This window comes from Dactylosporangium sp. McL0621 (assembly GCF_049995355.1).
GTDB lineage: Bacteria > Actinomycetota > Actinomycetes > Mycobacteriales > Micromonosporaceae > Dactylosporangium.
In genome coordinates this window covers 8,021,515-8,046,211 of record NZ_CP188259.1, presented here as the reverse complement: position 1 = coordinate 8,046,211, position 24,697 = coordinate 8,021,515, and the positions used below count along the sequence as shown (strand labels likewise).

Below are 24,697 nucleotides of genomic sequence, written 5' to 3'. Positions count from 1 at the left end.
CCGCCTTCAGCCGGTGAGGGAGTTGACGACCTCGCGGTAGCGGGCCGCGGCGGCGGGGTTCGGGGTGGTCGGGTACACGTTGCACTGGCAGTAGGTGTCCGGCTCGTTGAACAGCGACACGAAGGCGATCGAGCCCGGCCGCGCCTTCTGCTTGGCCGACAGCCAGTGGTAGACCTTCGTGAAGTACGCCGGGTCGTCGCCGCCCGCGCCCGGGTCGCCCGTCGCCACGCTGAACTCGCCCAGGGCGAACGGCAGGCCCTTGGACTGGGCGAAGTCGTACCACCAGTTCCAGCCGTACCGCTTGGTGAAGTGCACATCCGACGTGCTGTACGCCGGGTACCAGTCGTAGGCGTCGATTGCCACGACGTCGACCAGGCCGTCCACGAACAGCGTCGAGGCGTCCGCGACCAGGTTCGGCTCGCTCGCGCCCTCGTTCGGGTTGAACACGATGCGCAGGCTCGGCGCGGCCGCCTTGAGCAGGCCCGCCGCCCGGGCGAACTGGGCCCGCCACGCGGCCGCGTCGGTGGCCAGGGACTTGCAGCAGTTCATCTCCCAGCCGAGGCGCACGTAGGCGTCGCCGTCCACGGCGGCGATCCCGGCCGCGAGGGTGCGCCAGTCCGCGTCGGTCCCCGCGTTGCCGTCGTCGGTCCACAGGGGTACCGCCACAATGAAGTCGTCCCGGGTCGCGCGGAACGAGGCCGGAACCGTGTCGGCCCACCACTCGTCCAGCAGCAGCGGCCAGGTCTCGCGGGCGGGGAACGCCACGATGTTGTCCACCGGGCGCCCGCGCCAGGCGGCGAAGGCGTCGGCCTGGGCCGGGTCGTGCAGGAAGTACCCGCCGTCGGACCACGGCAGCCCCGACGCGCGGCCGGAGCGCGGGAACGGCGCCGACTTGGTGGCCGCGGGCAAGGACGGCGGGGGCGCCGCCCTGGACTTCGCGGGCGGGGACGGGGCCGGGGGCGTCGCCGAGCCGCCGAGGACGTCGGCGCGGTCGAACGTGAACGACCGGCCGCCGGCCGAGGCCGGGTGCTTGCGGTTCGTCATGCGCAGCACCAGGGTGTGCGGGCCGTCGGCCAGGGACGGGGAGACCCAGACCTTGACCGCGGTGGCCGTGGCCGTGGCCGCGTACTCGTCGACGTCCGCCGGCACGCCGCCGTCGATGGTGGCCGTCGCGATGTACGAGAAGGGCTCCTTCACCCCGAAGAGGCTGATCTGCCGGCCGGTGAACCGGATCGTGGCGGTAGCGCCCGTGACCTCGCTCCACACGTAGCTGCGGTCGCTGGCCTTGCCGCAGGTACCGCTGCAGAAGTGCCAGCCCGCCGAGAACTGCACCTGGCCGGTGCCCGTGCCCCGCGCGGTGTCCTGGATCGAGGTCTCGGCGGCCGCCGCCGACCAGGGCAGCGTCACGACCGCGGCCGCGCCGAGCGCGATCGCCCCGGCGACCGCCGGCCACCAGCGCCGGGCCCCCCGGAACCATCCGCGCACGATCACCCCCCGAGTCTTACCAGCGATCCGGCGCAATCACCAATCCGGCCCCGGTTCAGCTACGCTCATCGATATGAAGGCGGCCCTGCTCGTCGCAACCCTGGTGGCGGGCCTGCTGACGCCGATCGGTCCACCGGCGAGCGCCGCCGCGGAGCCGTCGGGGACGCCCTCGTGGACGCCGCCGCTGAGCACCCGCGGCCGGTACATCGTGGACGCCGCCGGCCGCCGGTTCAAGCTCAAGGCCGGCAACTGGCACGGCGCGAGCGGCACCTGGACCGGCTCCGGGGACCCGGAGGCCGACGCGAACCAGCACGCGGGGGAGAACTCGGGGCGGGTACCGCTCGGCCTCGACCGGGTGCCGCTGCCCGCCCTGGTCGCCGAGTTCGCTGCGACCGGGATCAACAGCGTCCGGCTGCCGTTCTCCAACGAGATGGTGCACGACCAGCGCCCGGTCGCCGACGCGGCGGTCGCGGCCAACCCGGAGCTCACCGGGCTGACCCCGCTGCAGGTCTACGACGCGGTCGTCGCCGCCCTCACCGGGGCCGGGCTCGCGGTGATCCTCAACAACCACACGAACACGACCCGCTGGTGCTGCGGGGTCGACGGCAACGAGCGGTGGAACGCGAGCCAGTCCGACGAGGCCTGGCAGTCCGACTGGCTCTTCATGGTCCGCCGGTACCGTGACAATGCCCGCGTCGTCGGCGCCGACCTCTACAACGAGGTCCGCCGCTCGGTGTGGGACGACCCGAACTGGGGCTCGGGCGACGGCCACGACTGGTTCGCCGCGGCCCAGGGCCTGGGCGACCGCATCCTCGCCGAGGCGAACCCCGACCTGCTCATCGTCGTCGAGGGCATCAACTGGACCGGCATCCCCGTCGACGGGTTCGCGCACGGCCGGCCCACCCTGGAGCCGGTGCGCACCCTCTCGCCGGCGCTCGTGCGCTCCGGCAAGCTCGTGCTCTCCGCGCACTTCTACGACTACACCGGCCCGCACCACAGCGGCGCGACCGGCGTCGGCGAGACCAGCGACCCCCGCTACCGCGACCTGAGCCGCGACGAGCTGTTCGCGACGCTGGAGCAGCAGGCCTTCTTCGTGGCCGACGAGGCCGCCCGGCACTACACGGCGCCGCTGTGGGTCAGCGAGTTCGGCATCGGCCGGTTCGGTACCGACGCCAAGGGCCGCGCCTGGTTCGCGAACTTCGTCGACTTCCTCGTCGCCCACGACACCGACTTCGCGTACTGGCCGCTGACCGGCTGGCAGGACAACGGCACCGGCAACGGCTGGGCGCTGCTGAGCTGGGACCGGGCCGGGCACCTGCTCGGCATCGACGACGGCGGGGACTGGCGGGCCGCGGACTGGCACCGGCTCGTCGCCGCGCCCGGCCGCACCGGCGTCGTCGATCCCGTGCCGCGCTGGTCGATGCTGAGCCCCGACCACGGCGACTTCGTGCAGTCGCTGCGGATGCGGGCGCGGCCGGACTGGGACCCGGGCGCGCGCAAGGCCGCCTGCCCCGACGGGCAGCGCCTGGCCGGGCTCGCCCGCGACGGCAACCGGGGCCTGTGCACCGACGCCGGGCCGGCGCCGTCGTGGCCGGCCGGGGCGGCACCCGTGGTCGTCACCGACGAGCGCTTCGTGACCGCGGACTGGGCGGGCGGCTACACCAAGCTGCAGTGCCCGGACGGGTCGTTCCTGGTGGGGTACGCCGTGCGCGGCGCCGCCGTGTCCAGCGCCCTGTGCGCCCCGGCGCCGCTGCCGGGGTCCGGGGGCCGGACTGTCTGGTTCGACCGGGGCGACAACCGGCCGGCGGGCGCGTCCGGCGGGGACTTCGCCTCCGGGCACTACAAGGGGCAGTGCGGCGACGGCGAGTACGCGGCGGGCATCGCCTTCACCCGCCGGGTCGGCTCGAACGGCGCCCCCGCGGCCCTGTACTGCCGCCCGCTGTAACTTTCACTGCGCGGCGGCGGCCCGGACCGAGGCCGCGGCGTCCCTGGCCACCGTGGACCAGGTCGCGCCGAGCGCCGACGTCGCCGCGGCGTCAAGGGTGGCGCCCCGGCGCACCACCTGGGCGAAGAACGCGAGCATCTTCGCCTCGCCGAACTGCCGGGCCAGGTACGTCACCGCGAGCAGCGCGATGCCGTACCGCGCGACCGTGTCGTCCAGGGTGGCGCCGTCGGCGGGCGGGCCGAGCGCGACGGTACCGTCCCAGCGCTCCGCCTTCAGATATTTCTGGACCGACGGCAGGTCGTCGCGCAGCGCCGTGCCGTCGCCGTTGGCGACGTACTCGGCGATGCCCTCGACCAGCCACCAGGCCCCGAACGGCGGGCGCGTGCCGCCGAGGGTGACCACGTGCGCGAACTCGTGGGTCATCAGCGTGCGGTTCCACGCCTCGCCCCGGATCGAGCGGCGGTCCACGACCACGTCGGAGGTGCCCGGCTGCAACGGGATCGTGTAGGCGGCCGCGTTCTCCGTGTCGCTGTCGTACCAGCTCGCCCACTCCTCGTCACCGGCGACGAACACGAGGTACCGGCGCGGCGGCCCGCCGAACGAGGACGCGACGCGATCGTCGACCGGCGCGGCGGCCTCGGCGGCGCGCAGCAGCGTGTCGAACAGGTCCGGGTCGACGGACTCGGCCGCGGCGACGGTGACCCGCTCACCGCGGCGGACCGTCAGCCGGGCGGTGTCCCAGGGCCGGTTCGTCTGCTCCCAGCCGGCCAGCCGCACCCGCCCGTGCGCGACCGTCCAGTCGGTGTCGACGAGCAGCGGCACGGGGGTGCAGTCGGGGACGTCGAAGCAGTACCCGATCGAGACCGGCACCCGCCAGAGCCCGTTGAACTGCCCCGGCACCCCGTTCGTGGCCAGGTCCCAGCGCCGCACGCCGAGCGCGGCCAGCGAGTCGAACCGCCGCCCCGCCCGTTCGCGCAGCTGCGTCTCGGTGGCGGGGAACGCGGCCAGGTAGGCGTCGCGGTCGCCCTGCACCATCGCCTCCGACTGTCCCTTGAGGACGGCCTGGATGGCGTACAGCGGGTTCTCGCCCGGCCCCACGACAGGCCCGGCGCGCTCGAACGCGGCCGCGGCGTACGCGGTCGGCGGGGCGCCGAAGCTGATCAGCTGCGCGGCGAGGACGGCCGCGGCCGCCACCACGGCGGCCGACAGCGCCACCACGGTACCGGTGCGGGCTCGCATCATGCCCCGGACCGTAAACTGCTCCCGGGCCGAGTCCCGGCCGCCCGCAGCGATCCTGGCACTATTCCGGGAACAACCGTGCCCCTTTTTGGAGTGCCATGACGGACCTGCACGCACGGCCGTGCCGCCTCGACGACGCCCCCGCGGTCGCCGAACTCGTCAACACGGCCATCGCGGCCGGCGGCGGCCGGGGCGAGTTCGCGGTCTCGGAGTTCGAGGACGAGCTGCGCCGCTGCGACCACACCCGGGCCCTGTTCGACCCCGACGGGAACATGGTCGCGGTCGGCCTCGTGCCCCGCCCGCCCGCCGGGGGCGACCACGTCGAACTGATCGGCGGCGTACACCCGGCGTGGCGCGGCCGCGGCCTGGGCCGGGACCTGCTGGCCTGGCAACTGGAACGGTCCGCCCCCTGGTCCGCCCAGGTCTTCGCGACGGTGGGCGACGAGCCGGCGGTCGCCCTCTACGAGCGGCTCGGCTTCACCCCCATGCGGTACTTCCTGGAGATGTCGGCCCCGACCGGCGGCGGCCCCGTTCCGCCGGGCGCGGCCTTCGATCCGGCGCGGGCGGAGGAGTTGTACCGCGTGCACTGCGACGCGTTCCGGGGCCTGTGGGGCTACCAGGAGCGCACCTTCGACGAATGGGCCGACGCGACCGTGCGGGCGGCCTCGTTCCGGCCCGACCTGGCCCGGCTGGCCCTGGACGGGGACGCCATCACCGCGTACGTGCTGCCGTACGACCGCGGCTCCCTCTACATCGGCCAGGTCGGCACCGCGGCGCAGTACCGCCGCCGCGGCATCGCGACCGCCCTGCTGACCGAGGTCCTGTCGGCCGCCGCGGGGGCGGGCTTCGAACGAGCCACCCTGGACGCCGACGCCGCCAACCCGACGGGCGCGCCGTCGGTCTACGCGAACGCCGGTTTCGTCGTCGACCAGCACGTCGTCGTGTACCGGCACGAGGCCCCGGCCGTGCTCACGTGATGCGGAAGGTGGCCATCATGCCCATGTCTTCGTGTTCGAGATTGTGGCAATGGAAGACGTAGCGGCCTTTGTAGTTGCTGAAGCGGATGGCGAGATGGGCTCGTTCGCCTTTGTTGACGAAAACGGTGTCTTTCCAGCCCTGGTCGTAGGGTCCGGGAGCGTTGCCGTCGCGGGAGATGACCTGGATGGTGGCGTTGTGGATGTGGAACGGGTGGTGGAAGTCCGAGACGACGGTCCACAGTTCGGTGCTGCCCGCGGGTACGTCGGCGTGTGAGTATGCCGGGTCGAACATGCGCCCGTTGATCAGCCATGCGCCGTCGCTGCCTCGGTGGAACTTCATGGTCCGCCGGGTCATGGCGGAGGTCGGGGTGATCGTGCCGGTCTGAACCGGTAACGGGCGGTGTCCACTTCCATCCGGGGCCACGGTGCGCCGTTGACGAGGATCACGTCGCCCATGACGCCGTTGGTCGAGGTTTGGTCGACACCGGGGGTGGTGTGCATCGTGGGGTCGAGCGCGGGGTAGCGGAACGAGCCGTCGGCGGCGAAGGCCCGGTCGGTGATCATCAGTGGTACGTCGCGGGCTCCTTGGGGCAGCGGCAGGGAAGCTTCCTCGGTGTCGTGCGCGATGTGGAAGCCGGCCAGACCGTGGTAGACGCTGGCGCCGGTGAAGTCCATGCGATGGTCGTGGTACCACAGCGTCCCGGCGCGTGGCTGCGGCGGATACGTGTAGTCGCGCTGCAGCTTGCTGACGATGGCTCCGGGGTCGTCCATGGCCGGCATCCCCGGCATGGCCGGCATGGCGGCGAAGGTGCCGTAGGCCGCGGCGGGCAGCACGAAGTCGGTGGGGTAACCGTCGCTCTCGTAGGGGGTCGTCCCGCCGTGGAGATGGACGACGGTGGGCACCGCGAGTGCGTTCTTGTGGGTGACGACCACGCGGCGGCCCGCGTTCTGCACGATGGTCGGACCGGGGAAGGTGCCGTTGTAGCCCATGATCGGCGTCCGCAGGCCGGGGACGATCTCCGCGGTCGCCGGAGACTGCACGATCTCGTAGTAGTCGGTGTCGGAGGTGCTCCGGGCCGGCGGCAGCCGGGCCGGGATCGGCAGCGCTGCCCGGAACTGCGCGGGCATCGCGATCTCGCTGCTCAGCGTCTGGAGGTCGGCGTTCGGGTCGTCGCGGCCGGACGAGGCTGACCGTCCATCGCCGTGGGTGTCGTTGTACTGGCCGCTTCGGCCGTTGTCGTGCGTGTGCTGCCCCGCGGAGGGCTTGGTGCCGCTTCCGTCTGATGGTGTGCAGCCGGCGATGACGGCGAGTCCCCCGGCCGCGCCGACCGTCCGCATCAGGGCGCGGCGGCTCATGGTGACGGCCGGCCCGCTCTGGTGGGGCTGCGGACGCCGTTCACCGGTCGCCGGCCCTGCCTCGCCGGTCCGGCGTGACGGGGCCGTCGTCGACGACTGCGTCCTTCCGGGCAGGAGCAGCCGGGCGAGTCGGCGTGCCGACGCGGGCACCGCGGGGCGCAGGACGATCTTCATGTCACCAGGGTCGCGACGTTCCTGGTCGGCGCGCGTCGCCTGGCGGGAGGCTTCCGCTGCTCCCGGAGATGTGTCTGGCGTACACCGACGGGAGTACGACGCGGCCTTCCTGCAACCGATGCCGTTTACCCGGCCGCTCGATCTAGCCTTGCATCGTGACTACCGCACAGGTTGCCGACGGTGCTCGACGAGTCGCGGACCGCGTCAGGTGGCGGGTCCCGCCGCTCGGCGTCGACGTCGGCCTGGCTCTTGCGGTGACCGGGGTCACGGTATGGGGTTGCCACAGCGAGTCGAATCCCTCGGCCGAGGCCGCGCGGATCTTGGGTGGACAGGTCGTCACTCCGGCCCCGACCTGGGCGTACTCGCTGGTGGTGGCGGCCGGGCTGGCGCTCGTCTGGCGGCGGCGCCGTCCGCGGGTGGTCCTGGGCGTCTCGCTCGCCGGCGTGCTGGCCTTCGCGGCCTGGGGTATATCGGCTACGCGGCTCTGGTGATCCCGCCAATTGCGCTGTACACCGTGGCGTTGACGGTTTCCACCCTGCAAGCGGTTGGCCTCGCATTCGCGACGCTCGTCGCGCTGGGAGGGGTGGTCGTTGCCGGTCCCGACCGGATCAGCAGCGGCGACATCGCGCTGGCCGGCCTGGTCGCCGTCGCGGTGCTCGCCGGGATCGCCGGCGCCAACCGGCGTCGCTATATCGAAGCGGTCCGGGCGCGCTCAGAGTTGATCGAACGGACCCAGGAAGAAACGACACGCCGCAGCGTTGACGCCGAACGGCTGCGTATCGCCCGCGAATTGCATGACGTTGTCGCCCACACAATGTCGACCATCAACGTCCAGGCAGGCGTCGCCTCCTACGTCAGCAGCGACCTTCCGCGGCCCGCCGCCGAGGCACTACGGGCCATCAGGATCGCCAGCAAGGACGGCCTGCGTGAGCTGCGCGCGATCCTGGCCGTTCTCCGCCAAGCCGACGACCCGGACTCCAGGCAACCCCAGCCGGGGCTGGATCGCCTCGACGCCCTGGTAGCCGGTGTCACCGCGGCCGGCCTGCCGACCACCGTGGTCACCACCGGCCGCCCGCCCCGGATTCTGCCGCCCACCGTCGACCTGGCCGCCTACCGCATCGCCCAGGAGTCGCTGACCAACGCCATCCGCCATGCCGGGCCGGCGACCGCCACCGTGCACCTGACCTACGGCCACCATGAGGTATGTGTGCGCATCACCGACACCGGGTCGGGACCGCCCCCTGCCCCCACGGCGGCCGGACACGGCCTCATCGGCATGCGGGAACGGGCCACCGCCGCGGGCGGCAGGCTCGACGCCGGGCGAGCACCGGGCGGCGGATTCGAGGTCACCGCGCACCTTCCGCTCGAGACGGCATCATGATCCGCGTCCTGCTCGCCGACGATCAAGCCCTCATCCGCGCCGGCTTCCGCGCACTGATCGAGCACACCGACGACATCGTCGTCGTCGGGGAGGCCACCGACGGAGAACAGGCCGTGAGCCTCGCCACGACCACACGCCCTGACATCGTCCTCATGGACATCCGCATGCCAGGAGTCGACGGACTCGAAGCCACCCGACGCATCGCGGACAGCCAGCACCTCGCCGGCGTCCGCGTGCTGATCCTGACCACCTTCGAGTCCGACGACTACATCTACGAGGCACTGCGATCCGGCGCGTCAGGCTTCGTCGTCAAAGACACCGAACCCGCAGAACTCGTCCAAGCCGTACGGATCGTCGCCGCCGGCGACGCACTCCTGTCACCCAGCGTCACCCGCCGCCTCATCGCCGACATCGCCGCCAAAGGCCGCCCCAACACGGCCGCAACCGCATACCGCATCGATCGGCTCACCGGCCGGGAACGCCAAGTGCTCGCCCTGGTCGGCCGCGGTCACTCGAACGACGAGATCGCCGGCAACCTCTTCCTGAGCCCGCTTACGGCCAAGACCCACGTCAGCCGCATCATGACCAAGCTCGCCGTGCGGGACCGCGCCCAACTCGTCGTCATCGCCTACGAAACCGGACTCGTAACGGTCGGATCCGCACACCATCCACCCAACCCCTGAGGAACACCACTGTTCCTGCCCTTGCGGGTGCGAGGTCGCCATTGCTTCTCGTTGGCTTTGATCGGCTGTCGTCCGCGAACCTGGCGGCCTGGATCGCCGTCGTCGGCCCGTTCGTATGGTCGCCCACGGCAGGTCCACTGATGTATCGGCTATGACGAGTTCCGCTCGTCGTGGGCCGGGCTCCACCCCCGACGGCCGAACCCGTGCCGGCCGGCCGCGACGACCGACCGGCCGGCCGCCCGGTCGCGCGGCCGGCCGGAATCGTCGTGCCCGGACCCCTCGGCTACCAGGCGGCCGGCAGATAGGCGACCGACCAGCCGCGGTACATGCCGTGGTCGGTGTAGCCGGCGACGCCGACCTGGCCGGAGACCGAGGTGCTGACGACCTTGCCCTCGCCCAGGCTGATGGCGACGTGGCCCTGGCCGGTAGAGTTGTGGTACCACGTCAGAGCGCCCCGCGGCGGGATGCCGGTGGTGTGCAGGTAGCCGTGGCTGGACTCCCAGTCGCCGCCGATCTCGGCCGTGTTCCAGCCGGAGCCGCCCCAGCCGTACGCCTGGGCGACGAAGGACAGGCACATGTTCTCGTACGCCGACGAGCCGTAGCGCTGGAACGCCCAGTTGATGGCCCCGTTGGCCGCGCGCGGGTTCTTCTTCGACGCCGGCTCGTCACCGACGTACGTACAGTTGTTCACGACCTGGCCGTCCGAGCCCGTGTAAATGTAGGCGTCGGAGACCATGCCACCGTTGGACAGCAGATCCCACAGCTTCGTGGTGCCGTACGTGCCGGTGACCGATTCGCCACTGGTCTGGCACAGGAGCGTGACGCCCGCCCCGTCGGCGACGGTACGCCAGCTGTCATAGCTGGTACCGGGCCCCGAGCGAACGGTGAGCGGAGACCCGGCGGTGTTCACCGTGCCGGGAGCGGAAGCAGCAGCCGCCGACGCGGTGCCGGGCACCACCGCAACAACGAGCCCCACAACGGCGGCGACGGTCGCGGTGGTCCGCACATTGAAATATTTCCACATATCGAGCGATGGTAGCGGAGCTAGTTTACGGAATCCAGGCCCGGAATTTGCCGGCTGGCGAAGCTGCTGGCGGTGCGCCCCGCCCGGTTTGGACCGGCTCGCTGGCGTTGGGTGGGATTGGTCCCGGGGCGCCCGACCGGGTGCGGGTGGCGCGCTGCTGAGCGTGTTCTCCAGCGCTGGGTGAGGCTGATCCTGGCGGTGCCGGGCTCATGCGCTGCTACGCGTGTTCGTAGGCGCTGGGTGAGGCTGGTCCTGGCGGTGCCCGGCTCATGCGGGTGTCGGCGCCGCGTCGGGTCTGGCGGCGCCGTGCTGCTACGCGTGTTCGTTGGCGTTCGGTGGAGCTGGTCCTGGCGATGCCCGGCGGGTGTCGGCGCCGCGCTGTTGCGCCTGCCCGCCGCCTACGGCGCGGCTCGCGCGCGGCGCGGCGCCCGGCCGCGTATGGCGTCGAAGGGCCGCCGCGTGGGCAAGAGCAGCGGCCGTCATCCCGTCGAGGCCGACGCCGGCCGAGGGTGGGCGCATGAGGTGTTGGCGAGGGTGCGCCCGCCGCCGACGCTGACCCAAGGCTGAGGCGGACTCGAGGCGGGCTCAAGGCGAGGCGGACTGGAGGCTGGGGCGGGCTCAGGGCGAGGCGGACTGGAGGCTGGGGCGGGCTCAGGGCGAGGCGGACTGGAGGCTGAGGCGGGCTCAGGGCGAGGCGGACTGGAGGCTGAGGCGGGCTCACGCTCAGGGCGAGGCGGACTGGAGGCTGGGGCGGCCTCAGGGCGAGGCGGACTGGAGGCTGAGGCGGGCTCAAGGCGAGGCGGACTGGAGGCTGAGGTGGACTCGAGGCTGAGGCGGACTCAAGGCGAGGGGGACTCAAGGCTGAGGCCGGCTCAAGGCCGACGCTGGCGCCGGCGAGGCGGCCGGTGGGTGCGCTGGTCGGCTAGGTGCTGGCCGGTTCGTCGTCTGCCATCGCCTCCCCGTGTGCCGGCGGGAAGTCGACGGTGATCTGTAAACCGCCGTGCGGGCCCGGGTGGGCGGTGAGCGGGGCGCGGTGGGCGTGGGCGATCGCGGCGACGATGGCGAGGCCGAGGCCGTGACCGTCGGTCTGGTCGGTGCGGTCGGCGCCGAGGCGCTGGAACGGCTGGAACAGGCGGCCGATCTCGCCCGGCGGCACCGGGCGGCCGGTGTTGCGCACCGCGAGGCGGCCCGAGGCGGTCGTGGCGATTTCGACGGTGCCGCCGGCGACGTTGTGCCGCACCGCGTTGTCCACCAGGTTCGTGACGAGGCTCGCGGCCAGCGTCGGGTCGCCGGCCACGGCGGCCGGCTCCAGCTCGGTGCTCACCCGGATGCCGCGCTCCTCGGCCGCGGCCCGCTGGTCCAGCGCGGCCTTGCGCGCGAGGCCGGCCAGGTCGAACCGTTCCCAGCGCTCGACCGGCCGGTAGCCGCCGGCCAGGGTGAGCAGCGCGTCGAGCAGGTGCTCCTGCTGCCGGCCGAGGTCCAGCAGCTCGTGGCAGGCCCCGCGGAGCGTCTCGGCGGTGGCGGCGGGGTCGGCGACGGCAAGCTGGAGCAGGGTCCGCTGCACGGTCAGCGGCGTGCGCAGCTCGTGGGAGGCGTTGGCGACGAACAGCCGCTGCGCGGTCAGCGCGCCGTGCAGCCGGTACAACAGGCCGTCGAGGGTGCCGGCGAGCTCGTCGAACTCCCGGTAGACGGCCGGCACGCGCGGGGCGGCGGTCAGGTTGTCCGCGGACATGTTGCGGGCGGAAGCGGTGAGGACGGCCAGGGGGCGCAGGGCGCGTCCGGCGATGAGCCAGCCGACGACGCCCGACAGGCCGGCGATCGCGACCAGGGCGACGGCGTCGTAGCGCAGCACCTCGCCGAGGTTGCTCGTGCTCCGGTCTCCGCCGGGTCCGGTCGTGTGACCCGCGGCCAGCAGCGGGACGTCGAGGAAGGCCAGCAGGAGCACGCCGCCGGCGAAGGCGACGCCGCCGTGCAGGAACGCGAGCCGGGTGCGCAGCCGGCGCCTCGGCCTCATGGCTCCCCGATCCGGTAGCCGCCCTCGCGGACGGTGTGGATGGCGGGCGGGCGGCCCAGCTTGAGCCGCAGCCGCCCGATGGTCGTCTTCACCGTGGTGGTGAACGGGTCGGCGGCGTCGTCCCAGACCCGCTCGAGCAGTTCCTCGGCGGAGACCACGCGGCCGCCCGCGGCGAGCAGGTGCTCGAGGACCGCGAACTCCTTCGGGCTCAGGTCGAGCCGCCGCCCGGCGCGTGAGGCGACCCGGAGGTTGGGGTCGACGGTCAGGTCGCCGTTGTCCAGCACCGGTGGCAGGGCGGGGGTGCTGCGCCGGCCCAGCGCCCGGATGCGCGCCACCAGCTCGGCGAAGTCGAACGGCTTGGGCAGGTAGTCGTCGGCGCCGAGGCCCAGGCCCTCGACGCGGTCGCGCACGGCGCCGGCTGCGGTGAGCATCAGCACGCGCGTGCCCGTCCCGCCCGCGACGATCCGCCGGCACACCTCGTCGCCGTGAACCCCGGGCAGGTCACGGTCCAGGACCACGACGTCGTAGCGGGTCGCGGCCACCTGATCGAGCGCGGCGTGACCGTCGAGGGCCGCGTCCACGGCCATCGCCTCGCGGCGCAGCCCGGCCGTGATGAGCGCGTTCAGCGCCCGATGATCCTCCACCACCAGCACCCTCATGCCATCAATCTGCCAGGCGGAAGGTGACAACCGGGTGACAGTCGTGCACACCTGGCTGTCACCGGCCGCGGCGTAGAACTGCCAACCATGAGTGACGCCACGATCGAGGTCGCCGGACTGCGGAAGCGGTACGGGGCCACCACCGCGCTGGACGGGATGACGTTCACCGCCGGGCCCGGGCGGGTGACCGGGTTCGTCGGCCCCAACGGCGCCGGCAAGTCCACCACGATGCGGATCGTCCTGGGGCTGCACGCCGCCGACGCGGGGCGGGCCCTGGTCGGCGGCCGGCCCTACCGGTCGCTGCGCCACCCGCTGCGCCACCTGGGCGCGCTGCTGGACGCCGCCGCACTGCACCCGGCCCGCACCGGGCGCAACCACCTGCTGTGGCTGGCCCGGTCGCAGGGCCTGGACCGCCGCCGCGTCGACGAGGTCATCGAGCAGGTCGGACTGGGCCCGGCGAGCCGCCGCGCCGCCGGCGGCTACTCGCTGGGCATGCGCCAGCGGCTCGGCCTCGCCGGCGCACTGCTCGGCGACCCGCCCGCGATCATGCTCGACGAGCCGTTCAACGGCATGGACCCCGAAGGCATCGTGTGGCTGCGCGGCTTCCTGCGCGCCCTGGCCGGGCAGCAGCGGGCGGTGCTCGTGTCCAGCCACCTGATGAGCGAGCTGCAGGGCATGGCCGACCACGTGGTGGTGGTCGGCCGCGGCCGGGTCATCGCCGACAGCGGCGTCGCCGAGCTGATCGCGGCCGCCTCCGGGGACCGGGTCCGGGTGCGCACCGGTGCACCGGAGCCGGCCGCCGCGGCCCTGTCCGCCGCGGGCGCCGAGGTGCGGGCCGCCACCGGCGGCGAACTCAGCGTCCGGGGCCTGCCCGCCGAGCGGGTGGCGGCCGTGCTCACCGCCGGCGGGGTGGCGTTCTCCGAGCTCACGCCGCACCGGGCGACGCTCGAGGAGGCGTACTTCGAGCTGACCCGGGAGTCGGTCGAGTACCGGGCGGGGGAGTCGTGAGCGCGCTGCGGGCGGAGTGGACCAAGTTCCGATCGGTACCCGGCTGGGTGCGCGGTGCCGTGATCGCGGCGCTGATGATCCTGGTGTTCCCGGTGACCGGCCTCGGCGGCGGGCCGCCCGAGCAGACCCGGCCGGTGCCGATCGGGCCGGACGGCGGGCCGGTCGTCGACGGGTACTACTTCGTGCACCGCCCGTTGACCGGCGACGGCCGGATCACCGTCGCCGTCGGGTTCGCGGGCGCGGCCACGCCGTGGGCGAAGGCCGGGCTGATCGTGAGCGCGGGGCCGGCGCTCGGCGCACGGTACGCCGCGATCATGGTCACGGGCGGCCACGGCGCGCGGATGCAGCACGACTACGTCCACGACCGGGCCGTGCCGGTCGAGGCGCCGCGCTGGCTGCGGCTGACCCGGGCCGGCGACACGATCACCGGCGAGGCCTCGGCCGACGGCACGCACTGGACAGCCACCGAAACCGTGCGGATTCCGGGGCTGCCGGCCACCGTCGACGCCGGCCTGTTCGTGGCCTGCCCGTCACAGGTGGAGGGGCTCGGCACCAGCCTCGCCGCCGCCACCGCGGACTTCGGCGCGCCGGAGCTCACGGGCGGCTGGCCGGAGGCCGACTGGAGCGGCGGCCAGGTGGGCGCGGGCAGTGCGACCTTCGGCGGGTACCCCCGGGAAATGCCCGGCGGGTTCGAACCCACCGCCGACGGGTTCACCGTGACCGGAGCCGGCGACCTCGCCCCGGCCACCCGCAACGACATCGCCGTCGGCGCCTCCGCCGCCGACCTGCTCTTCGGCACCTTCCCGGCCCTGATCGTGATCGTCGTCGTGGCCACCCTGATGATCACGACCGAGTACCGGTACGGCCTGATCCGCACCACGCTCGGCGCCGCCCCGCGCCGGGGCCGGGTGCTCGCCGCCAAGGCCGCCGTCCTTGCCGGCGTCACCTTCACGACCAGCCTGGCCGCCGCCGTGATCGGGGTGCCGCTCTGGCTGCGGGTGGTACGCGGCCTGGGCATCTACGTGTTCCCGGCCTCGCCGGGCGCCCTGCTGCGCGCCGAGGCCGGCACCGCCGCGGTGCTCGCCGTCACCGCCGTGCTCGCCCTGGCGGTCGGCACCATCCTGCGCCGCAGCGCGACCGCGGTCACCGCCGTCGTCGTCGCCACCGTGCTGCCCCACCTGCTCGCCCGAACGCCGTTCCTGCCGTCGGCCATGGCGAACTGGCTGACAACGTTCACCCCGGCGGCCGCTTTGGCCGTGCAACAGACGCTGATTCGGTACCCGCAGGTCGACACCGTGTACACCCCGGCCTACGGCTACTTTCCCCTGTCACCGTGGGCCGGTCTCGCCGTGTTGTGCGCCTACACCGCCGCCGCCCTCGGGCTGGCCGCATTCCTCCTGCGCCGGAGGGACGCATGAACGCCGGCGCCGCACTCGCCGCCGCGCCGGCCGCAGTTGGGCCGCGCCGGGGGAGGCGTGGACGGCTTCATCGCGCTGCCGCGTTCCCGTTGTGCCGGCGGGATGCCGTTACCGCGACGGCTTCGCCTGCGCAGGCGGTGTTGCCGCCGCTTCGGAGGAACGCATGGATGCCTGCACCGTGCTTGTCGTTGCGATGGCCGTGATGCTGCCGCGCTGGAGGGATGCATGAGTGCCCGTGCCGTGCTTGTCGTTGCGATGGCCGCGCTGCTGCCGCGCTGGAGGGATGCATGAATGCCCGCGCCGTGGTTGTCGTTGCGATGGCCGTGATGCTGCCGCGCTGGAGGGATGCATGAATGCCCGTGCCGTGCTTGTCGTTGCGATGGCCGTGATGCTGCTGCGCTGGAGGGATGCATGAATGCCCGTGCCGTGCTTGTCGTTGCGATGGCCGTGATGCTGCTGCGATGGAGGGACGCGTGAACGCCCACGCCGTGCTCGCGCGCGCTGCGGTTGTCCTTGCGCTCGCCGTGTTTCTGTTGCTGCGGGGGTACGGGTGAACGCCGTTCGGGCCGAGTGGACCAAGCTGCGTACGACGCCCGGTCCGGCGTGGCTGCTCCTGGCCACCGCGGCGCTCACCGTTGCGCTCGGTGCGGCCGTGTCCGCCGCCGCCGGACCCGGTGTTGATGCCGCCCGTGTTGCGCTGAGCGGTGTGTACCTGGGGCAGGCTCCGGTCGCGGTGCTGGCCGTGCTCACGGTCAGTGGTGAGTACAGCACCTCGCTGATCCGTACCACGGTGACCGCGATCCCGAACCGTCCGGCGATGCTGTCGGCGAAGGCGCTGGTGCTTGCCGTCGCGGTGGCCGGTGCCGCGGGGCCGGCCGTGGGGGTCTCGCTCCTCGCGGCTCCGCGCCTGTCGCTTGCGGGCGGGTCGGTGCTGCGGGCCGGGGTGGGCACCGTTGCCTATCTGGTGCTGGTCGCGCTGTTCGGGCTGGGCGCGGCCGCGGCGGTGCGTGACTCCGGGGGTGCGGTCGGTGTCGTGCTGGGGTTGTTGTACCTGCCGCCGCTGCTCGCGTCGATGGTGGCCGAGCCGCGCCTGCATCGGCTGCTGGAGCGGGCCTCGCCGATGAGCGCCGGGCTGGCCGTTCAGGCCACCACCGATCTGGACCGGATGCCGATCGGTCCCTGGGCGGGTCTGGGGGTGCTGGCCGTGTGGTCGGCCGCGGCGTTGGTGGGAGGTGCGCTGCTGCTGCGATATCGCGACATCTGACGAGGTGGTGATCACGGCGCCGGACCCGACGGCCGGTTCGCAAGGGGCGTGGCGGCCGTGGTCACCTCGGACCCGAAGCTGCTGGCGCTGAAGATCCCGTTCCAGTACCTGTAGGTTCATGGGCATGTCTGACGTGGCCGGGCCGAGCCGCCGGGAGACCCGCGCGCTGCTCGCCCGGGCCGCCCGGACGCAGGCCGACGCCGAGGCGGTCGCCGAGATCGTCGGCGCGGCCCGGGCCGAGGTCGTCGCGGCGTACGCGGTCGCCAGCGAGCCCCAGGTGTGGGCCGCGATCGAGAAGATGTCGATCGAGACCGTCAAGGACACGGTCGACGGGCGGGCGCGGCTCGACGACCTGCCGGCGCACGGCATCCGTTCCGTGGCCGACGTGCTGCGCGCCGGCCCGCAGCGGCTCACGCGCGTGCCGGGCATCGGCGACGGTACCGCCAGAAAGACCATCCACGCCGCCGAGCAGCTCAAGCGCGCGGCGCGGGACTCGCTGCAGTTCCGGATCGAGTACGACCCGAAGAACCCGGACATGACGCGTCTGGTCCGGGCGCTGAACACGTTCGGCGCGGTGTGGCGCGCGGCCGGGACGCAGGAGAAGGACGCCGGGCGGCTCGCCGCGGAGCTGGCCCGGCAGCGGCCGGTCGCCGGGCCGGCCGAGGCGGGGCGGCTGCGCCGGCTGTTCATGCGGGCCGGGGACAAGGCGGTCGCCGACGACGCCGCGCGGGAGGTCCGGGCCCTGGTCGACGCGGCCGAGGCCGCCGGGCTGCCGGCCGCCGCGAAGGAGGCCCGGGCGGTGCGCACGCCGGGCGACCGGCAGGTCTGGCGCGACTTCGAGCGGCGCTCGACGGACTACTACGACCTGCTCAGCCTCGTCGTCGGGCTCGGCGGCGACGTCGCCGCGAGCGAGGGCTTCCTGCCCGCCGACATCGTCGAACGTGTCGGCGCGCAGCAGCTGGACAGCTCCCGGCTCAGCGACAACCTGCGGCTGCGCGGGTACCAGTCATTCGGCGCCCGCTTCGCGCTCGTGCAACGGCGGGTCGTGCTCGGCGACGAGATGGGGCTGGGCAAGACCGTCCAGGCCATCGCGGCGATGGCGCACCTGGCCGCCCGCGGGGCCACCCACTTCCTCGTCGTCTGCCCGGCCAGCGTCCTGATCAACTGGTCCCGCGAGATCGCCCGGCACTCCACGATCCCGGTCGTCAGCCTGCACGGCGGGGGCCGGGCCCGGGCGGTGGCCCGCTGGCGGGCCGAGGGCGGCGCCGGCGTGGTCACGTTCGGCTCGCTCGGCGCGCTCGCGCTCCCGCCGCCCCGGCCCGCGCTGCTCGTCGTCGACGAGGCGCACTACGTGAAGAACCCGGGCGCGAAGCGGTCCCAGGCGGTCAACCGGGTCGCGGCGGAGTCCGAGCGGGTGCTGTTCCTGACCGGCACGCCGATGGAGAACCGCATCGACGAGTTCCGGGCGCTCATCGAGCACCTGCGGCCCGAGATCGCCGCCGGGATGGGCCCCGAGCACGCGGCGATCAGCGTCGAGGCGTTCCGGCGCGCGGCGGCCCCGGTGTACCTGCGCCGCAACCAGTCCGACGTGCTCACCGAGCTGCCCGAGCTCGTCCAGGTCGACGAGTGGGAGGAGTTCGGCGGCGAGGACGGGTCGGCGTACCGGGACGCCGTGCGCGACGGCAACTTCATGGCCATGCGCCGGGCCGCGTTCGCCGTGCGCCGCCCGCGCGACTCGGCGAAGCTGACCCGCCTGCTGGAGCTGGCCCGGGAGGCGATGGCCAACGGCCGCAAGGTCGTGGTCTTCTCGTACTTCCGCGACGTCCTCGCAGTCGTGGCGGCCGCGCTCGGCCCCGACGCCCGCGGCCCGATCACCGGCTCGACCCCGGTCGCCGAGCGCCAGCGCCTGGTGGACCGGTTCACCGCCGAACGGAAGCCGGCGGTACTCGTCTGCCAGATCGAGGCCGCCGGCGTCGGCGTGAACATCCAGGCCGCGTCGGTCGTGATCCTGTGCGAGCCGCAGGTCAAGCCGTCGATCGAGGCGCAGGCGATCGCCCGCGCGCACCGCATGGGCCAGGTGCGCACCGTGCAGGTACACCGGCTGCTGATCGCCGACTCGGTCGACGAGCGCATGATCGAGCTGCTCGGCTCGAAGGCGCAGCTCTTCGACGCGTACGTCCGGCACAGCACGATCGCCCAGGCGACTCCGGGTGCGGTGGACATGTCGGAGGTACAACTGGCTCGAATGATCGTTGCCCAGGAGCAGCAGCGGCTGTCGGGCGTGCCCGTCAGCTAGGGGCTGTATCGAAGTGGGAGTCGGAGCGAGGCGACGCCTGAGTCCGCCGCAGCCCGGCCATCCACTTCGATTCAGCCCCTAGGACGACCGACCACGAGCAGGTCGCTGTCGATCGTGATCGGGCCCGGGTGGTCGCCGGCCGCCACGGACCGGTCGAGGGCCGCGAACCCGTCCCGGGTCTCCTCCTCCGTGAGGTGCTCGAAGGTCGAGATGGCCCGCAGCCGGAGCCGTTCGGCGTAGGCGGCGAGGTCGGGGGCCGTGGTCTCGCGTATCCGGTCGAGGCCGAGCACGGTCAGGCCGGCGTCCTCGAAGAGCCGGATCGTGTCGGTGAGGGTCGGGAACACCTCCTGCTCGATGCGGCGGGCGCCGGGGAAGTACCGGTGCCACAGCAGGTCGGGCATGCGGTCGGTGAACGTGCTGCGGATCAGGACCCGTCCGCCGGGGCGCAGCACGCGGCGGATCTCCGCGACGGCGCGGGGACGGTCGGGGATGTGGTGGTACACCAGAAACATCAGCACGAACCCGCAGACCTCGTCGGGCAGCGGGATGGCGTCGGCGCTGCCCGCGAGGTAGCGGACGTCCGGATGGCCGGCGGCCTGCTCGGCCTGCCGCCGCATCCGCTCCGACGGTTCGACGCCGTAGACCGGGCCGCCTAGGGTCTCGGCCAGGATCGGCGTGAACCGGCCGGTGCCCGAGCCCAGGTCCAATGTGGTCGACGGCCGCGGCCCGGCCCAGCCGGCGAAGACGCGGGACCAGAGCCGCGCGGTGTCCGGGGACAGCGCCCGCCCGGCCGAGTACACCGTGTGCTGCCGTTCGTCGTAGTCGACCCGCTCCACCATGGCGACCCCCTCAGTCGAGACAGAACTCGTTGCCCTCCACGTCCTGCATCGCGAGGCAGGACTCGTTGTACTCGTCGGCCGTCAGCAGGTACATGCGCACCGCGCCGAGCTGCACCAGCCGCGCGCATTCGGCCTCGAGCGCGGCCACCCGCTCCGCGCCGACGAGCCCGGTGCCGGCGCGCACGTCGAGGTGGACCCGGTTCTTGACGACCTTGCCCTCGGGAACCCGCTGGAAGAACAGCCGCGGGCCGGCTCCGGTGGGGTCCATGCACGCGAACGCCGCACCCTGGCGCTCGGGCGGCAGCGAGCGGTCGTAGTCGCCCCAGGAGCCGAACCCCTCCGGCGGCGGCGGTACGACGTAGCCGAGCACCTCGCACCAGAAACGGGCGACCCGCTCGGGATCCGCGCAGTCGAACGTGACCTGGACCTGCTTGACCGACGCCATCGGTCCACCATACGTGCAGCCGGCCCGGCGCAGGGGGCGGCCGCTATCCCGGCTCGCGTACCAGGTACACGTCGATCGGGTCCTCGGTCTCGAGCGTGAACCCGTGCCGCTCGTACAGCCGCCGGGCCGGGCTGCCCCGCAGCACGTTCAGGCGCACCCGGGTGCCGTCGCGGTCGCAGCGCCGCAGGAGGTCGCGCAGCACGGACGTGCCGATGCCGCGGCCCTGGACGTGCGGGGCCAGGTAGAAGTGCTCCAGCCAGACGGCGTCGCCGGACGGGCGCAGCGACACGCAGCCGGCGAACGCGCCCTCCACCTCGATGATCCAGGTGTGCGCCGGCGTGAAGGCGTCCCGCAGGCGCCGGCGGACGCGCTGCTCGTCGTACCGTCCCAGGCGTTCCAGGTCCGTGCGCAGCACCACGGCCCGCAGTTCGGCGACCGCCTCCACGTCCGGCGGGACGGCCGGTCGCAGCGCCACCCGCGGGCCGGCGGCCGCGGTGACGAGGTTGTGGTCGGAGAGGCCGCCGGCGTCCTCGACGGCCGCGGTGCTCACCTCGATGCCGAAGGCGATCACGTGGTCGATGTGCGGCGTGCGCGCGCCCGGCCGGGTCGGCCGCGCGTCGCCGGGCAGGGCTGCGATGACGAACTCGGGGCCGAGCGCGGCCGCGACGGTGGCGCGGCCGGCGTTGAAGTCGCCGAGGAGCAGTGCGGGGCCGCCCGTACCGCGGGCCACCTCCGCGAGCCGCGCCAGCTGGGCGGTGCTCGCCGCGCCGAAGCCGACGTGCGTGGAGACGACCAGGGCGGCGTCCGTCCGCACGGCGAGGTACCCCTTGCCGGGGTCGCCGTCGAACGCCTGCCCGGCCACCGTCCGGCCGCGTGCGAGCACCACGAGATGCTCGGTGACGTCGCGGAGTCCGGGCTCGCCGCGGCGGATGGCCGGGACGCGCGGGTACCGCAGGGCGTGGACCGTGCCGTCGGGCAGCGCCGCCCGCAGGCTCGCCAGCTGGTCGCCGCTCACCTCCTGCAGGGCGATCACGTCCTCGGCGCGCGCGGCCAGCTTCGCGGTGACGGCGGCGATGCGCCGCGACTCGTGGGGCCAGCGCGCGGCGACCTCCTCGGCGTAGTTCTCGGCGTGCACGCGGTGCAGCACGTTCCAGCTCGCCACGGTGATCATGAGGGCTCCAGCAGGCGGATCAGCGTGCGGCGCAGGTGTTCGAGGTCGTCGCGGCCGACGACGGCGGCCCACTCCTGCTCGACCGTGCGGCCCGCGGTGAGCGACGCCGGCCCCAGGGCGCGGCCCTTGTCGGTGAGGAAGACCAGGCTCGCGCGGCCGTCGGCCGGGTCGGGGCGGCGCGTCACGTAGCCGGACGCGGTCAGCAGGTCGACCGAGTGCGCCATGGTCTGCTTGCGCACCTTGGCGAGCCGCGCCAGCTCGCCGATCTGGATGCCCTCGGCCGGCACGAACGGGATGACGTTGGCGTGGGCCGGGGTGATCCCGCCGACGCCCCGGGCCTGAAGGGCGCCATCCATATCGGTACCCCACTGCTGCGCGGCGAGGCGCAGCAGCAGCCCGACGAGGGGCGGCTCGCCGTTCGACAGCATTGACAGTCTCCTGTCTTCTTTTTATGGTGGACAGGCGCCTGTCTAATATAGGAGGACGATCATGACGTCATCAACCCGGCTCCCGTTCGGTACCGCCCTCGCGCTCGCCCAGCGCACCCTCGCCGCCCCGCTCACGGCGGTGCTGCAGGCCGAGCGGGTCAGCCCACCGGAGTGGTTCGCGCTCAACGCGCTCGGCCTGCGCGGCCCGAGCCCCGTCGCGGCCCTGGCCGCCCTGCTCGCGACCAACGGCCTCGATGCCGCGGCCGTCGACGGGCTCCTCGCCGGCCTGGCCCGGTCCGGCACCGTCGAGCTCCACGACGGCGCGGCTGGCCTGACCCCGGCGGGCGCCGCCCGTTACGCCGAGCTGCGCGACCGCATCGGCGCGGTCACGACGCGCATCTTCGCGCAGTTCGACCCCGATCGCGTGGAGACGGCCCGGGGCCTGCTCGAGGAGATCGCCGCCCTGGACCCGGACGAGCTCACCCGGCGGACCGTGGCGCGGTGAGGCGCTTCTCGAACCAGTGGTGGGCGTACGGCTCGGCGTTGAAGGGGGCCACCTCCTCGAAGCCCGCGCTGCGGTACAACGCGATCGCCTCGGTCAAGGAGGCGTTCGTCTCCAGGCGCAGCGCCCGCGCGCCGGCCGCGGCCGCCGTCGTCTCCAGCTCGCTCAGCAGGCGGCGGCCCAGGCCCAGGCCGCGCGCGGCGGGTGAGACCCACATGCGTTTCACCTCCGCGGGCGCGTCGCCGTGGAACTTGAGGGCGCCGCAGCCGACCGGCTCGTGGTGCAGGGTCGCCACGAGCAGGACGCCCGCGGGCGGGGTCAGCTCCTCGTCGGCCGCGGAGATGCTCAGCGCCGGGTCGAAGCCGGCGTCGAAGCGGCGGCCGAGCTCCTCGTAGTACGCGGCGATGCAGTGCCGGGCGTGCGGGTGGCGCGGGTCGAGCGCGGCGACCTCGATCGCCGAGGCGGACAGGAGGCGCTCGACCTCGGCCATCGCCGCGACGAGGCGGTCGCGCTGGCCGTCGGCGAGCGGGCGCAGGATCGCGGTGGCCTGCTCGTCGGAGAGCCGGTCGAGCTCGGCGCGCTCCGCCCGCCCGGCCTCGGTCAGCCGTACCGTGCGTACGCGCCCGTCGGCCGGGTTCGCCTCCACGGTGACGAGCCCGTCGGCCTCCAGCGCCCGCAGCAGCCGGCTCAGGTAGCCCGAGTCGAGGTCGAGCCGGGCGCGCAGCGAGCGCAGGTCGCAGCCGTCGGGGCCGGCCTCCCACAGCAGCCGCGCCTGGCCGAGCGGGCGGGCGCGGGCCAGGAAGGCGTCGTCGAGCGCGCCGATGCGCTGGGTGACGGTGCGGTTGAAGCGGCGTACCCGCCTGACCAGGCTCGCGTCCATTCCCTGACTTTAGTCAGAGAACCCGCCAGGGGGAAAGGCCGTCGGGTAGGCGATCGAGGCGTACCGAAAACGAAGGGGGCCGTTGCCGCGCCGCGAGCCGCCGCCGGATAATTCGGCGCCATGCGTGTGCTGTTCACCGCAGTGCCGATCCACGGGCACCTCCTGCCGCTGATCCCGCTCGCCGAGGCCGTCACGGCCGCCGGGGACGAGGCCGCGTTCGCCGTGCCGGAGGCGCTGGGGGCGCTGGTCGGCCGGGTGCCGGTGCTGCCCGCCGGGCCCGGCATCGAGGACCTGCTCGCCGAGAACGACCGGCGCACCGGCGGCGCGGACATGGCCGACGGCGTCGAGCCGGTCGCCGAGCTGTTCGCGGGCACGCTTGTCGACCTGTCGTTCGACGCGGCCCTGCGGCGCGGGCGCGAGTTCGGCGCCGAGGTGGTGGTCGCCGACGAGTACGACCCGATCGGGCCGATGGTCGCGGCCACGCTCGGGCTTCCGCTGATCCGGCACACCGTCGGCCTGCCCGTGTCGCCGCCGCCGCTCGGCCCGGCGATGGAGGCGCGCCTGGCCCCGCGGTACGCCGCGCGCGGGCTCCCGCGGCCGGCCCGGCTGGCGCTCGTGGACCTCTGGCCGCCGGTACTGCAGGCCCCGCACTGGACGCCGCCGGCCGACCGGCTGCCGATCCGGCCGCGCCTCTACGCCGGCACCGGGCCGGTGCCACCGCTGCCGCCGCCGGGGCCCGGGCCCCGGGTCGTCGTCACGCTGGGCACGGTGCTGCTGGACGCCGAGCCGCTCGACGCCTTCGTCGACGCGGTGGCCGCACTGGACACAGTGGACGTTCTGGCGACGGTCCCCGACGGGCTCCCGCGCCCGCTCACCGATCCGCGGGTGAATGTGTGGTTCGTCGGCTTCGTACCGATGGCGCAGCTGCTCGGCGCGGGCGTCGCCGTGGTCCTCGCCGCCGGCGGGGCCGGGACGGTGCTCGCCGCGCTGACCCGGGGCATCCCGCTGGTGCTGTGGCCGAAGGGCGCGGAGAAGCCGCAGAACGCCGAGCGGGTGGCCGCGGCCGGGGCGGGCATCGTCATCGACGACCCGGCCCGGGCGGCCGAGGCGGTGGCCAAGGTGCTGAGCGATCCGTCGTACCGCGCCGGCGCCGAACGCGTCGCCGAGCAGATCCGCCGCGCCCCGGACGCGGACGCGGTCTGGGCCACGCTGAGCGCCCGAATCCGCGCGCGGTGAGCAGATCCGCCGCGCCCCGGACGCGGATGTGGTCTGGGCGACGCTGAGCGCCCGAATCCGCGCGCGGTGAGCAGATCCGCCGCGCCCCGGACGCGGATGTGGTCTGGGCGACGCTGAGCGCCCGAATCCGCGCGCGGTGAGCAGATCCGCCGCGCCCCGGACGCGGACGCGGTCTGGGCGACGCTGGGCGCCCGAATCCGCGCGCGGTGAGCAGATCCGCCGTGCCCCGGACGCGGATGCGGTCTGGGTCACGCTGGGCGCCCGAATCCGCGC

At 73.7% G+C, this 24,697-nt stretch carries 23 protein-coding genes; 11 read left to right on the top strand and 12 right to left on the bottom strand.

Going from position 1 to position 24,697, the window contains the following annotated elements:
* Positions 1-6: 6 nt before the first annotated feature.
* Positions 7-1,491: a hypothetical protein gene (locus ACPPVO_RS38035; protein WP_426503409.1), complete on the bottom strand. Its 1,485-nt coding sequence runs from the start codon at positions 1,489-1,491 to the stop codon at positions 7-9.
* A gap of 67 nt (positions 1,492-1,558) precedes the next feature.
* Between ACPPVO_RS38035 and ACPPVO_RS38030 the strand changes: the two genes are divergently transcribed.
* Complete coding sequence (locus tag ACPPVO_RS38030) at positions 1,559-3,430, top strand: glycoside hydrolase family 5 protein (RefSeq protein WP_426503408.1); 1,872 nt, start codon at positions 1,559-1,561, stop codon at positions 3,428-3,430.
* A 3-nt stretch (positions 3,431-3,433) separates the two neighbouring features.
* Here the strand turns inward: ACPPVO_RS38030 and ACPPVO_RS38025 are convergent, their stop codons facing one another.
* Positions 3,434-4,672, bottom strand: a complete 1,239-nt coding sequence (locus ACPPVO_RS38025) for a hypothetical protein (RefSeq protein ID WP_426503407.1) — start codon at positions 4,670-4,672, stop codon at positions 3,434-3,436.
* Positions 4,673-4,767: 95 nt separating this feature from the next.
* Here ACPPVO_RS38025 and ACPPVO_RS38020 point away from each other — a divergent pair, with 95 nt between their 5' ends.
* Positions 4,768-5,646 carry a GNAT family N-acetyltransferase gene (locus tag ACPPVO_RS38020; RefSeq protein WP_426503406.1) on the top strand — a complete coding sequence of 293 codons (879 nt, stop codon included), beginning with the start codon at positions 4,768-4,770 and terminating at the stop codon, positions 5,644-5,646.
* Here the strand turns inward: ACPPVO_RS38020 and ACPPVO_RS38015 are convergent.
* Positions 5,639-5,986, bottom strand: a complete 348-nt coding sequence (locus tag ACPPVO_RS38015; protein WP_426503405.1) for a multicopper oxidase domain-containing protein — start codon at positions 5,984-5,986, stop codon at positions 5,639-5,641. The two genes, ACPPVO_RS38020 and ACPPVO_RS38015, sit on opposite strands and share 8 nt — an antisense overlap.
* Before the next feature lie 11 nt (positions 5,987-5,997).
* Positions 5,998-7,176, bottom strand: coding sequence for a multicopper oxidase family protein (locus ACPPVO_RS38010; RefSeq protein ID WP_426503404.1), 1,179 nt, complete (start codon positions 7,174-7,176; stop codon positions 5,998-6,000).
* Between the two features lie 155 nt (positions 7,177-7,331).
* Between ACPPVO_RS38010 and ACPPVO_RS38005 the strand changes: the two genes are divergently transcribed.
* From ACPPVO_RS38005 to ACPPVO_RS37995, 3 genes are read left to right on the top strand one after another with little or no spacing between them, the layout of a single operon-like run.
* Positions 7,332-7,667 (top strand): hypothetical protein, encoded by a 336-nt coding sequence (locus ACPPVO_RS38005; RefSeq protein WP_426503403.1) that lies wholly within the window; start codon positions 7,332-7,334, stop codon positions 7,665-7,667.
* Positions 7,664-8,557: a sensor histidine kinase gene (locus tag ACPPVO_RS38000; protein ID WP_426503402.1), complete on the top strand. Its 894-nt coding sequence runs from the start codon at positions 7,664-7,666 to the stop codon at positions 8,555-8,557. The genes ACPPVO_RS38005 and ACPPVO_RS38000 overlap by 4 nt, the downstream gene beginning before the upstream one ends.
* On the top strand, positions 8,554-9,240 hold the full coding sequence (locus ACPPVO_RS37995; RefSeq protein ID WP_426503401.1) for a response regulator: 687 nt from the start codon (positions 8,554-8,556) through the stop codon (positions 9,238-9,240). Before ACPPVO_RS38000 ends, ACPPVO_RS37995 begins: the two co-directional genes overlap by 4 nt.
* A gap of 283 nt (positions 9,241-9,523) precedes the next feature.
* On the opposite strand, the gene ACPPVO_RS37990 is transcribed toward ACPPVO_RS37995, so the two are convergent.
* From ACPPVO_RS37990 to ACPPVO_RS37980, 3 genes are all read right to left on the bottom strand, one after another.
* Entirely contained in the window at positions 9,524-10,264 is a 741-nt protein-coding gene (locus ACPPVO_RS37990; protein WP_426503400.1) for a hypothetical protein, read from the bottom strand.
* Positions 10,265-11,186: 922 nt separating this feature from the next.
* Positions 11,187-12,278 (bottom strand): sensor histidine kinase, encoded by a 1,092-nt coding sequence (locus ACPPVO_RS37985; RefSeq protein WP_426503399.1) that lies wholly within the window; start codon positions 12,276-12,278, stop codon positions 11,187-11,189.
* Positions 12,275-12,937: a response regulator transcription factor gene (locus ACPPVO_RS37980; protein ID WP_426503398.1), complete on the bottom strand. Its 663-nt coding sequence runs from the start codon at positions 12,935-12,937 to the stop codon at positions 12,275-12,277. The genes ACPPVO_RS37985 and ACPPVO_RS37980 overlap by 4 nt, the downstream gene beginning before the upstream one ends.
* An 87-nt stretch (positions 12,938-13,024) precedes the next feature.
* Between ACPPVO_RS37980 and ACPPVO_RS37975 the strand changes: the two genes are divergently transcribed.
* From ACPPVO_RS37975 to ACPPVO_RS37960, 4 genes are all read left to right on the top strand, one after another.
* Positions 13,025-13,945 (top strand): ABC transporter ATP-binding protein, encoded by a 921-nt coding sequence (locus ACPPVO_RS37975; protein ID WP_426503397.1) that lies wholly within the window; start codon positions 13,025-13,027, stop codon positions 13,943-13,945.
* Positions 13,942-15,363: an ABC transporter permease subunit gene (locus ACPPVO_RS37970; RefSeq protein WP_426503395.1), complete on the top strand. Its 1,422-nt coding sequence runs from the start codon at positions 13,942-13,944 to the stop codon at positions 15,361-15,363. The genes ACPPVO_RS37975 and ACPPVO_RS37970 overlap by 4 nt, the downstream gene beginning before the upstream one ends.
* 652 nt (positions 15,364-16,015) lie before the next feature.
* The gene (locus tag ACPPVO_RS37965; RefSeq protein WP_426503394.1) at positions 16,016-16,627 is read left to right on the top strand and encodes an ABC transporter permease; all 612 of its coding nucleotides are present in this window, start codon (positions 16,016-16,018) and stop codon (positions 16,625-16,627) included.
* Between the two features lie 124 nt (positions 16,628-16,751).
* Positions 16,752-18,923 carry a DEAD/DEAH box helicase gene (locus ACPPVO_RS37960; RefSeq protein ID WP_426503393.1) on the top strand — a complete coding sequence of 724 codons (2,172 nt, stop codon included), beginning with the start codon at positions 16,752-16,754 and terminating at the stop codon, positions 18,921-18,923.
* A 71-nt stretch (positions 18,924-18,994) separates the two neighbouring features.
* Here the strand turns inward: ACPPVO_RS37960 and ACPPVO_RS37955 are convergent, their stop codons facing one another.
* The 4 genes from ACPPVO_RS37955 to ACPPVO_RS37940 are packed head-to-tail and all read right to left on the bottom strand — an operon-like array spanning position 18,995 to position 21,806.
* Positions 18,995-19,762, bottom strand: a complete 768-nt coding sequence (locus ACPPVO_RS37955; protein WP_426503392.1) for a class I SAM-dependent methyltransferase — start codon at positions 19,760-19,762, stop codon at positions 18,995-18,997.
* Positions 19,763-19,772: 10 nt separating this feature from the next.
* A complete protein-coding gene (locus ACPPVO_RS37950; protein ID WP_426503391.1) occupies positions 19,773-20,207 on the bottom strand; it encodes a VOC family protein in 435 nt (144 codons plus the stop codon).
* A gap of 43 nt (positions 20,208-20,250) precedes the next feature.
* Positions 20,251-21,378 carry a GNAT family N-acetyltransferase gene (locus ACPPVO_RS37945; protein WP_426503390.1) on the bottom strand — a complete coding sequence of 376 codons (1,128 nt, stop codon included), beginning with the start codon at positions 21,376-21,378 and terminating at the stop codon, positions 20,251-20,253.
* Positions 21,375-21,806, bottom strand: a complete 432-nt coding sequence (locus ACPPVO_RS37940; protein WP_426503389.1) for a MarR family winged helix-turn-helix transcriptional regulator — start codon at positions 21,804-21,806, stop codon at positions 21,375-21,377. Before ACPPVO_RS37940 ends, ACPPVO_RS37945 begins: the two co-directional genes overlap by 4 nt.
* 61 nt (positions 21,807-21,867) lie before the next feature.
* On the opposite strand from ACPPVO_RS37940, the gene ACPPVO_RS37935 reads away from it, so the two are divergent.
* Positions 21,868-22,311, top strand: a complete 444-nt coding sequence (locus ACPPVO_RS37935; protein WP_426503388.1) for a MarR family winged helix-turn-helix transcriptional regulator — start codon at positions 21,868-21,870, stop codon at positions 22,309-22,311.
* Here the strand turns inward: ACPPVO_RS37935 and ACPPVO_RS37930 are convergent.
* Entirely contained in the window at positions 22,286-23,188 is a 903-nt protein-coding gene (locus ACPPVO_RS37930; RefSeq protein ID WP_426503387.1) for a GNAT family N-acetyltransferase, read from the bottom strand. The two genes, ACPPVO_RS37935 and ACPPVO_RS37930, sit on opposite strands and share 26 nt — an antisense overlap.
* A 120-nt stretch (positions 23,189-23,308) precedes the next feature.
* Between ACPPVO_RS37930 and ACPPVO_RS37925 the strand changes: the two genes are divergently transcribed.
* The gene (locus ACPPVO_RS37925) at positions 23,309-24,424 is read left to right on the top strand and encodes a glycosyltransferase (RefSeq protein ID WP_426503386.1); all 1,116 of its coding nucleotides are present in this window, start codon (positions 23,309-23,311) and stop codon (positions 24,422-24,424) included.
* Positions 24,425-24,697 lie beyond the last annotated feature (273 nt).

Bases quoted from the DNA above. Each gene is read 5' to 3' on its own strand.
- ACPPVO_RS38030 (WP_426503408.1), top strand. From the start codon at position 1,559: ATGAAGGCGGCCCTGCTCGTCGCAACCCTGGTGGCGGGCCTGCTGACG.
- ACPPVO_RS38025 (WP_426503407.1), bottom strand. From the start codon at position 4,672: ATGATGCGAGCCCGCACCGGTACCGTGGTGGCGCTGTCGGCCGCCGTG.
- ACPPVO_RS38020 (WP_426503406.1), top strand. From the start codon at position 4,768: ATGACGGACCTGCACGCACGGCCGTGCCGCCTCGACGACGCCCCCGCG.
- ACPPVO_RS38015 (WP_426503405.1), bottom strand. From the start codon at position 5,986: ATGAAGTTCCACCGAGGCAGCGACGGCGCATGGCTGATCAACGGGCGC.
- ACPPVO_RS38010 (WP_426503404.1), bottom strand. From the start codon at position 7,176: ATGAAGATCGTCCTGCGCCCCGCGGTGCCCGCGTCGGCACGCCGACTC.
- ACPPVO_RS37995 (WP_426503401.1), top strand. From the start codon at position 8,554: ATGATCCGCGTCCTGCTCGCCGACGATCAAGCCCTCATCCGCGCCGGC.
- ACPPVO_RS37990 (WP_426503400.1), bottom strand. From the start codon at position 10,264: ATGTGGAAATATTTCAATGTGCGGACCACCGCGACCGTCGCCGCCGTT.
- ACPPVO_RS37985 (WP_426503399.1), bottom strand. From the start codon at position 12,278: ATGAGGCCGAGGCGCCGGCTGCGCACCCGGCTCGCGTTCCTGCACGGC.
- ACPPVO_RS37980 (WP_426503398.1), bottom strand. From the start codon at position 12,937: ATGAGGGTGCTGGTGGTGGAGGATCATCGGGCGCTGAACGCGCTCATC.
- ACPPVO_RS37975 (WP_426503397.1), top strand. From the start codon at position 13,025: ATGAGTGACGCCACGATCGAGGTCGCCGGACTGCGGAAGCGGTACGGG.
- ACPPVO_RS37960 (WP_426503393.1), top strand. From the start codon at position 16,752: ATGTCTGACGTGGCCGGGCCGAGCCGCCGGGAGACCCGCGCGCTGCTC.
- ACPPVO_RS37955 (WP_426503392.1), bottom strand. From the start codon at position 19,762: ATGGTGGAGCGGGTCGACTACGACGAACGGCAGCACACGGTGTACTCG.
- ACPPVO_RS37950 (WP_426503391.1), bottom strand. From the start codon at position 20,207: ATGGCGTCGGTCAAGCAGGTCCAGGTCACGTTCGACTGCGCGGATCCC.
- ACPPVO_RS37945 (WP_426503390.1), bottom strand. From the start codon at position 21,378: ATGATCACCGTGGCGAGCTGGAACGTGCTGCACCGCGTGCACGCCGAG.
- ACPPVO_RS37940 (WP_426503389.1), bottom strand. From the start codon at position 21,806: ATGCTGTCGAACGGCGAGCCGCCCCTCGTCGGGCTGCTGCTGCGCCTC.
- ACPPVO_RS37935 (WP_426503388.1), top strand. From the start codon at position 21,868: ATGACGTCATCAACCCGGCTCCCGTTCGGTACCGCCCTCGCGCTCGCC.
- ACPPVO_RS37930 (WP_426503387.1), bottom strand. From the start codon at position 23,188: ATGGACGCGAGCCTGGTCAGGCGGGTACGCCGCTTCAACCGCACCGTC.
- ACPPVO_RS37925 (WP_426503386.1), top strand. From the start codon at position 23,309: ATGCGTGTGCTGTTCACCGCAGTGCCGATCCACGGGCACCTCCTGCCG.